Source organism: Streptomyces sp. NPDC058964 (genome assembly GCF_042741275.1).
GTDB lineage: Bacteria > Actinomycetota > Actinomycetes > Streptomycetales > Streptomycetaceae > Streptomyces.
On the sequence record NZ_JBHYKH010001035.1, the window covers coordinates 1 to 1147 of the forward strand.

Here is a 1147-nt window from a genome sequence, read left to right on the forward strand (position 1 = left end):
CGCCGACCTCCTCCCGCTGGAGCGAGCGACCACGCGGAGAGCGCCCGCATCGGGGCACGAAAGCCGCGGCGGGCAGGGAGGACCCGCCCATTTCCGGAATGGCCAATTCCGGTCTCTCGTGTCCGGCGGGGCCCTAGAAATAAAACCGGGTGGTATGTATCTTTGCTCGCGATCTCTCGCTCACGTGCCAACCAAACGCGATCCAGGGGGAATCCCGTGTTCACCACAACGCTTCGCAGCGACCACGCGATAGCCGACTCGACACACCGCGGGGGCGGCATGACGGCGCACAAAGGTGCCGGCTCCCTGCTGCGCTATCCGGGCCTGACGACCACCGTGCCCAAGGAGTTCGTGCACCGCGCCAGCGTCGCCGAGGTGGTGCTCACGGACTGGGCGCGCCAGGACGATCTCCACTTCACCGTATCGGCGCAGTGGCCGCGCGGACACAGCTTCTTCGCCCATGTCGACGGCTGCCACGACCCACTGATCGCGGCTGAATCGATTCGCCAGATCGGGTCCCTGCTCGCGCACGCGGAGTTCGGCGTGCCGCTCGGCCACCACTTCCTGATGTGGGACCTGTCGGTCGCCGTCCACCCCGCCCACATGTCGGTCGACTGGGCGCCCGCCTCACTGGACATGGAGGTCACCTGCCGGGACGTCAAAAGGCGCGGCGGCGCTCTCGCCGGCCTCCGCTACGACGTCGTGATCCGCCGCGACGGTGAATGTGCCGCCACCGGAAGTGCGGCTTTCACCTGCACCTCCCCCAAGGTCTACGGGCGGCTGCGGGCGGGCCGGCTGACGGGCGAGCGCACACCGCTGGCGCTGACCGCCCCGACGGCGCCGCAGACCGTCGGCCGGGTCTCGCCCACGGAAGTCGTCCTGTCGGCCACCGCCGAACAGGACGTGTGGCAGCTGCGCGCGGACACCCGCCACCCCGTGCTCTTCGACCACCCCGTCGACCATGTGCCGGGGATGCTCCTCCTTGAGGCCACCCGGCAGGCGGCGCTCGCCGCAGTGGACCGTCCTCACGCCCTGCCGCTGGCCTTCACCAGCGAGTTCGTCCGGTACGCGGAACTGGACGCCCCCTGCCGGATCGAGGCCCTCCGCCTCCCGCGCACGAGCACGGCCCTCGGCGACCAGGTGCTGG

At 70.4% G+C, this 1147-nt stretch carries 1 protein-coding gene; it reads left to right on the plus strand.

What is annotated here, in order from left to right; all coding sequences use genetic code 11:
* Nucleotides 1-279: 279 nt before the first annotated feature.
* Nucleotides 280-1147 (plus strand): ScbA/BarX family gamma-butyrolactone biosynthesis protein (locus ACFW2E_RS47465; protein ID WP_384478532.1); only part of this gene is annotated, 868 nt, incomplete at its 3' end.